8 protein-coding genes are annotated in these 7246 nt (G+C 71.8%); 5 read left to right on the top strand and 3 right to left on the bottom strand.

Annotation, left to right across the window (positions count from 1 at the left end):
• Both LE548_RS02780 and LE548_RS02775 read right to left on the bottom strand, forming a co-directional pair.
• Positions 1 to 636 (bottom strand): maltotransferase domain-containing protein (locus LE548_RS02780; RefSeq protein ID WP_225094943.1); only part of this gene is annotated, 636 nt, incomplete at its 3' end.
• 107 nt (positions 637 to 743) lie between these two features.
• Positions 744 to 1043: a DUF5133 domain-containing protein gene (locus tag LE548_RS02775; RefSeq protein ID WP_225094942.1), complete on the bottom strand. Its 300-nt coding sequence runs from the start codon at positions 1041 to 1043 to the stop codon at positions 744 to 746.
• A 302-nt stretch (positions 1044 to 1345) separates the two neighbouring features.
• Between LE548_RS02775 and LE548_RS02770 the strand changes: the two genes are divergently transcribed.
• Positions 1346 to 1924: a pep a2 gene (locus LE548_RS02770; RefSeq protein ID WP_225094941.1), complete on the top strand. Its 579-nt coding sequence runs from the start codon at positions 1346 to 1348 to the stop codon at positions 1922 to 1924.
• A complete protein-coding gene (gene glgX, locus LE548_RS02765) occupies positions 1921 to 4071 on the top strand; it encodes a glycogen debranching protein GlgX (protein ID WP_225094940.1) in 2151 nt (716 codons plus the stop codon). The genes LE548_RS02770 and glgX overlap by 4 nt, the downstream gene beginning before the upstream one ends.
• On the opposite strand, the gene LE548_RS02760 is transcribed toward glgX, so the two are convergent.
• On the bottom strand, positions 4068 to 4877 hold the full coding sequence (locus tag LE548_RS02760) for a VOC family protein (protein ID WP_225094939.1): 810 nt from the start codon (positions 4875 to 4877) through the stop codon (positions 4068 to 4070). The genes glgX and LE548_RS02760 overlap by 4 nt on opposite strands.
• 128 nt (positions 4878 to 5005) lie before the next feature.
• On the opposite strand from LE548_RS02760, the gene LE548_RS02755 reads away from it, so the two are divergent.
• From LE548_RS02755 to LE548_RS02745, 3 genes are read left to right on the top strand one after another with little or no spacing between them, the layout of a single operon-like run.
• Complete coding sequence (locus LE548_RS02755) at positions 5006 to 5461, top strand: MarR family winged helix-turn-helix transcriptional regulator (protein ID WP_225094938.1); 456 nt, start codon at positions 5006 to 5008, stop codon at positions 5459 to 5461.
• Complete coding sequence (locus LE548_RS02750) at positions 5458 to 6408, top strand: ATP-binding cassette domain-containing protein (RefSeq protein WP_263635564.1); 951 nt, start codon at positions 5458 to 5460, stop codon at positions 6406 to 6408. The genes LE548_RS02755 and LE548_RS02750 overlap by 4 nt, the downstream gene beginning before the upstream one ends.
• Positions 6368 to 7213 carry an ABC transporter permease gene (locus LE548_RS02745; RefSeq protein WP_225094937.1) on the top strand — a complete coding sequence of 282 codons (846 nt, stop codon included), beginning with the start codon at positions 6368 to 6370 and terminating at the stop codon, positions 7211 to 7213. Before LE548_RS02750 ends, LE548_RS02745 begins: the two co-directional genes overlap by 41 nt.
• Positions 7214 to 7246: the final 33 nt, after the last annotated feature.

Here is a 7246-nt window from a genome sequence, read left to right as displayed (position 1 = left end):
GCCCTCGGAGCGCGGGAAGAACTCGTACCAGGAGCCGTACAGGGCCCGCTCCCGCTCCACCAGCAACGGCATCGGATCGGAGGCGGTGACCAACTCCCGCAGCGGATACCGGGCCAGGAGCGCGTCCACCTCCGGGGACAGAGCCGGCTTCAGGCGCTCGTGCACCGACCGGGAGTCGTCGCCGAGGGCGTGCGCGGCGGCCAGGACGAGGTCGCGTTCCGGGCCCTTCGGCACTCCGGCGGCCGCCCGGTCGTACAGCTCGGCACCCTCCTCCAGGACCAGCCCGATGTCGACGCCCGCCGGGATCTTGACCGAGGCGGTGTGCCGCCAGGTCGCCACCGGGTCGGACCAGGCCTCGACGCGGAAGGTCCAGCGGCCCGTCGCGTCCGGCGTGACCTCCGCACCCCACAGGTCGCTGCCGGGAGACAGCTCCCGCATCGGTGTCCACGGGCCACGGCGGCCCTTCGGATCGCGCAGGACCACGTTGGCACCCACGGCGTCGTGCCCTTCGCGGAACACGGTCGCCGTGACCTGGAAGGTCTCCCCGGCCACCGCCTTCGCCGGGCGCCTGCCGCACTCCACGGCCGGCCGGACGTCACGTACCGGTACACGGCCGATGGCCGGGGTCCTGCGCATGTATCTCACCTCCGCCGTGCGCGAAGCCGGGCACCGGGCCCGGCTTCGCGATCCAGGACGGGCCGACTCACGTCGGTCCCGGGGGGAACGCCTTGTACGGTGCCAGCTCAGGGGCTTGACGCCGTGGAACGCCGCTCCGGTGGCGGCGGTCTTCTCGCCTTCCGGCGACGTTTCGGCCGCCCGTTCTGCTCGCGCAGGTAGGTGACCAGGCTGGTGCGCAGATAGCGTTCGGCCGCGTCCGCCGCCTCGCGGGCGCAGCGTTTGCCCATCAGTACGCACAGCGTGTAACCCGAGTCCTCGAAGGTGGCCCGGACCGTGCGGTCGTGGGGCGAGGCGAGCATCACGCGCTCCCACGCCCGGTAACGCCGCAACTGCCGGGCCACTTCGGCCTTGGCGGGTAGCAGCATCGCCGTCTTCACCTTTCACGCTCTCGACTGGGCGCGTTCCCGACGGTCGGGTGGTGTCCGCGCACGGAAGGGCACGGCACCGTTACGGCGATCGAGGCTTTCACTTATGGTGCACGCACGACGACGCAGCGTCTTGTTGGAGCTTCAACCATGGATGGTGTCGGGTGCTCGTGTTGCACGAATGGCGTAGTGACCGCACCGTGGAGGTGACTCAGAAGCGATCTGCCCTCACGCTGTGTGTCCGGGATCCCTCTCGGACAGGCGCGGGGAGCCAGAGCTTCGCCGGTGAGGAGCAAGCGACGATGACGACCGCAGTGCCCTGCTACTACCACCTCGACGTGGAAGTGAGCCCGGAACGGGTGGGACAGGTCAGCCGCATCCTGGCCGCCCACCTGCGTTACTGGGACCTGGAGAATCTCACGGACCCCGTCTGCCGCGGCACCGAGCTGCTGCTGCGGGCGATCCACCAGCACGCCTCCGACAAGCACACGTCGATCGAGATGTGGTGGAACGGACAGCACCTGATCACCGCCTTCGGCGACGACGACCCCGATCTGCGCCCCGACCAGGACCTGCGGTCCTGCCTCGCGGACATCGCCGCCATGAGCGACGGCTGGGGCTGTTGCGCCTCCGACAGCGGCAGCAAGATCATCTGGTTCTCGCAGCGCGCCCGCGCCGGCGAGCGCGTCCCGCTGGTGCCCCTCGCGCCCGCGCCCACCCTGCGGCAGGGCCTGGAGGTGCCGCGCGAGCTGCCGGTCACCGTGCTGGCCGCCCCGGCCGGTGCCCCGGACGACACTCTGGCCGCCACGGCGGCCGCCGCGGACGACGGGCTTGCCGCACCGGCCGCCGTTCTGGGCGACACCCTGGAGGGCAGCCGGTGACGTCCCGCACCTCCCGGTCCCGAGCAGGGCTGCCCGTGTGGAGCGGGCAGCCCTACCCGTTGGGCGCCTCGTTCGACGGGCAGGGCACCAACTTCGCGCTGTTCAGCGAGGTCGCCGAGCGCGTCGACCTGATCCTGCTGGACGACGCGGGCACCGAGACTCACGTCCGGCTGCACGAGGTCGACGGCTTCGTCTGGCACGCCTATCTGCCCGGCATCACCCCCGGCCAGCGCTACGGCTACCGGGTGCACGGCCCCTGGCAGCCCTCCCTCGGCCACCGCTGCAACCCGGCGAAGCTGCTGCTCGACCCGTACGCCATGGCCGTGGACGGCCAGATCGACAACCACGCCTCGCTGTACGAGCGCGCCCCCGACGGCCCGGCGCCCGCCGACAGCGCCGGGCACTCCATGCTGGGCGTGGTCGCGGACCCGTACTTCGACTGGGGCGACGACCGCCCGCCCCGCACACCGTACGCGGACTCGGTCATCTACGAGGCCCACGTACGCGGCCTGACCCGCAGCCACCCGGACGTCCCCGAGCGGCTGCGCGGCACCTACGCCGGCCTCGCGCACCCCGCGGTCACCGAGCACCTGACCGGGCTCGGGGTGACCGCGGTGGAGCTGATGCCGGTCCACCAGTTCGTGCAGGACGGCGTGCTCCAGGACCGGGGGCTGGCCAACTACTGGGGCTACAACACCATCGGCTTCTTCGCCCCGCACAACGCCTACACCGCCTTCGGCACCCGGGGCCAGCAGGTCAACGAGTTCAAGGCCATGGTGAAGGCGCTGCACGCGGCCGGCCTCGAAGTGATCCTCGACGTGGTCTACAACCACACCGCCGAGGGCAGCGAGATGGGCCCGACCCTGTCCTTCCGGGGCATCGACAACGCCTCCTACTACCGCCTGGTCGACGGCGACTGGGCGCACTACTACGACACCACCGGCACCGGCAACAGCCTGCTGATGCGCCACCCGTTCGTCCTGCAGCTCATCATGGACTCGCTGCGGTACTGGGTGACCGAGATGCACGTCGACGGCTTCCGCTTCGACCTCGCGGCCACGCTGGCCCGGCAGTTCCACGAGGTGGACCGGCTGTCGGCGTTCTTCGACCTCATCCAGCAGGACCCGGTGATCAGCCGCGTCAAGCTGATCGCCGAACCCTGGGACGTGGGCGAGGGCGGCTACCAGGTGGGCAACTTCCCGCCGCTGTGGTCGGAGTGGAACGGCAAGTACCGGGACGCCGTACGGGACTTCTGGCGGGCCGAGCGCGGCTCGCTCGGCGAGTTCGCCTCCCGGCTGACCGGCTCCTCCGACCTGTACCAGCACAGCCGGCGCCGGCCGCGCGCGAGCGTCAACTTCGTCACCGCGCACGACGGTTTCACCCTGCGCGACCTCGTGTCGTACAACGACAAGCACAACGAGGCCAACGGCGAGGACAACCGGGACGGCGAGAGCCACAACCGGTCCTGGAACTGCGGGGCGGAGGGCGACACGGAGGACCCGGCCGTCCTCGAACTGCGCGCCCGCCAGCAGCGCAACCTGCTCGCGACCCTCCTGCTCTCCCAGGGCATCCCGATGCTCTGCCACGGCGACGAGCTCGGGCGCACCCAGCGCGGCAACAACAACGCCTACTGCCAGGACAACCCCATCTCCTGGGTCGACTGGGAACTCACCGGCGAACAGCGGTCGTTGACGGAGTTCACCCGGTACCTCATCGCCCTGCGCGCCGCCCATCCGGTGCTGCGCCGGCGCCGCTTCTTCCGCGGCGAGACCGCGACCAACGCCGACCAGCCGCTGCCCGACCTGATGTGGCTCAGGCCCGACGCCCGCGAGATGACCGGCCGGGACTGGCAGCGGGGGGACGCGCACTCGGTCGCGGCGTTCCTCAACGGCGACGCCATCGCCGAACGCGACTCCTACGGGCGCCGGATGACCGACGACTCCTTCCTGCTCCTCGTCAACGGCTACTGGGAACCGGTCGACTTCCGCCTGCCGGGGACGATGTTCGCCGAGCGCTGGGCGACCCTGATCGACACGGCCGACCCGGACGGCATCCCGGACGAGCGCGAACACAAGGCGGGGACGAGGGTCCGGGTGGAGGCGCGGAGTCTGGTCGTGCTGTCCAGGCCGTCGCGAGGCGCCGGCTAACGCTGCCGGCGTGCCGTCACGGTGAACTGCGCCCCGTCCGCATCCCGCAGGATCGCCTCGTCCTCCTCCTCGCTCAGCACACTGCCCCCGTGCTTCTCGGCCGTACGGGCACAGCCCAGGACGTCCGCGACGGCGAAGTGGATCTGCCAGTGCGGCCGCACGGAGGGATCCGGTGCCGACTCCAGCGCGCCGGAGTCGATCCGCGCCACGATGTCGCCCTCGCTGCGCAGCACCACCTCGCCGCCCTCGTACTCCACCTCGCAGCAGCCCGGCAGCCCGGACGCCCAGTCGAGGATCTCGCCGTAGAACATCGCGGCGTCGAAGGCGTCGCGGGTGTGCAGCCGTATGAACGTCGGTGACGCCCGCCGCCAGGCCTCCCAGTTGCCGACCAGTTCCCCCTGCCAGATCCCGAAGGTCGCCCCGTCCCGGTCGGCGAGCAGCGCGGCCCGGCCCGGCGCGAAGGACAGCGGCCCGACGGCCGCCGTACCGCCGCGCTCGCGGGCCCGGGCCACGGCCACGTCGGCGTCCGGCACGGCGAAGTACGGCGTCCAGGCCACGGCCATCTGCCACATCGCGGCGACGGCGGCGATCCCCGCCACCGGCACCCCGTCGGCCAGCGCGATCCGGAAGTGCTCACCGAGTTTGGCGCCGCGCCAGCGCCAGCCCAGGACAGCCGTGTAGAAGTCCTGGGTGGCCTTCAGGTCCCGGCTGGTCAGGCTCACCCAGCACGGGGCGCCGAAGACGGAGTGCGTGGAGATGATGTCCCGTCGGCGCGGTCCACCGTCGGCAGGGGGGTTCTGGTTCATGGCGCTCGCGTCCTGCGGTAGGGGACGGTCTGGCACCAGTGTCCACTGCGCGAGCCGTTTCGCGCTCCTTGACCTCTTTTGGCCTCCTCGTGAGGAAAAAGCTCTGTAACAGAGGTAATCTTCGAGGAGTGGAGGACGAGACCTTCCCGGAGGAACTCGCGGACACGCTGGTGCGCATTCAGCGGCTGGTCCGGCGGCGCCTGCGCGGCGGGCTGAGCGTGCCCCGCCTGCGCGGTGCCGAAGTGGAGCTGTTGCGGCTGGTCGAGGCGCGGCCCGGCATCGGCATCTCGGACGCGGCCAGGGCACTGCACCTGGCGGGCAACTCCGTCTCCACCCTGGTCAACCAGCTGGTCAAGGGCGGACAGCTGCTCCGGGAGACCGACCCGGCCGACCGCCGCGCCGCGCGCCTGCTGCTCACCGAGGCCGCCGGACAGCGGCTCGCCGACTGGCGGCGGCGCCGGGCCGAGCTGGTCGCGCGGCATGTCTCCCGGCTCGACGCGGCCGACCGGGAAGCCCTCCGCGCTGCCCTTCCGGCACTGCGCAAGCTGGCCGTCACCCTGCACGAGGAGGCCGAGGAGCCATGACGAGCGACAGGGACAGCGACCCGGCCGGCCTGTCCGGTGTGTCCGCCGAGGGCCCGCCGGGTGCGACCGCGGAGGACCAGTCCGGCGTGTCCGCCGAAAACCTGCCCGCCGCGTCCGCCGAAACGGTGACCGAGGCCGTCACCTGCACCGCTCTCGGCTACGCGTTCGGCGACACCAAGGCCGTCGACGGGCTCGACCTGGCGGTCCGCGAGGGCGAGGTGTTCGGACTGCTCGGCCCGAACGGCGCAGGCAAGACCACCGCCATCCGCTGCATCACCACCCTGCTGCCCGTCCCCGCCGGCACGGTCCGGGTCTTCGGCCACGACGCCGCCAGGGAGCGGATGGCGGTGCGCCGCCTGCTCGGCTACGTTCCGCAGCAGCTGTCCGCCGACAGCGGGCTCACCGGCCGGGAGAACGTCACCCTGTTCGCCCGCGTCTTCGACGTGCCCCGGCGCGAGCGCGCCGAACGCGTCGCCCAGGCCCTCGCCGCCGTCGGCCTCACCGACGCCGCCGGCCGGCTCGCCGGCACCTACTCCGGCGGTATGGTCCGCCGGCTCGAACTCGCCCAGGCCCTGGTCAGCGCGCCCCGGCTGCTGATCCTCGACGAGCCCACCATCGGCCTGGACCCGATCGCCCGCACCGGCGTCTGGGAGCACATCAACGCCGTCCGCGCGGCCACCGGCATGACCGTCCTGGTCACCACCCACTCCATGGACGAGGCCGACCGGTACTGCGACCGGGTCGGCCTGATGCACCGCGGCCGGATCCGCGCCCTGGGCACCCCGGCCGAGCTGCGCCAGGGCCTCGCCGAACGCCGGGGCACCGACACCCTGCCCACGCTGGAGGACGTCTTCCGCGACGTCGCCGGCAGCGGTCTCGACGACACGTCAGCAGGAGGTTTCCGCGATGTCCGCAGCACCCGCCGCGCCGCGTACCGCGTCGGCTGACCGCACGGATCTGCTGCTCACCCCGCCCGTGCCGCGGGCGGGCTGGCGGCTGCTGCCCGCCCGGGTCGCCGCCCTGTGCGCGGTCGAGCTGCAGAAGCTGCGCCACGACCGCACCGAGCTGTACACGCGCGCCGTCCAGCCCGCCCTGTGGCTGCTGATCTTCGGCCAGACCTTCACCCGGATCCGGGCGATCCCCACCGGCGGTGTGCCGTACGTCGACTATCTGGCGCCCGGCATCATCGCCCAGTCCGCGATGTTCATCGCGATCTTCTACGGCATCCAGATCATCTGGGAACGGGACGCGGGCATCCTCAACAAGCTCCTCGTCACCCCGACCCCGCGCTCGGCGCTGATCACCGGCAAGGCGTTCGCGGCCGGGGTGAAGTCGCTGATCCAGGCGGTCGTCGTGATCGCGATCGCGGCCCTGCTCGGTGTCGCCCTCACCTGGAACCCGCTGAAGCTGCTCGGCGTCGCCGCCGCCGTGGTCCTCGCCGCGGTGTTCTTCTCCTGTCTGTCGATGACCATCGCGGGCATCGTCCTCAGCCGGGACCGGCTGATGGGCTTCGGGCAGGCGATCACCATGCCGCTGTTCTTCGGCTCCAACGCCCTCTACCCCGTTTCGGTGATGCCGGGCTGGCTCCAGGCCGTCAGCAAGGTCAACCCGCTGAGCTATCAAGTCGACGCCCTGCGCGGGCTGCTGCTCGGTACGCCGGCGCATCTCGGGTCCGACTTCGCGGTGCTGGCGGTGGCCGCCGCGCTCGGTGTCGCGGCCGCCTCCTCGTTGCTCGGCCGGCTGGCCCGCTGATCTTGCCGGGAACGTGATGTGCCACACGCGCGC

Source organism: Streptomyces sp. CoH27 (assembly GCF_020181035.1).
In the GTDB taxonomy this organism is placed as follows: Bacteria; Actinomycetota; Actinomycetes; order Streptomycetales; family Streptomycetaceae; genus Streptomyces; species Streptomyces camelliae.
The sequence above is the reverse complement of the archived record's forward strand: the minus strand, read 5'-3'. Positions and strand labels throughout refer to the sequence as shown.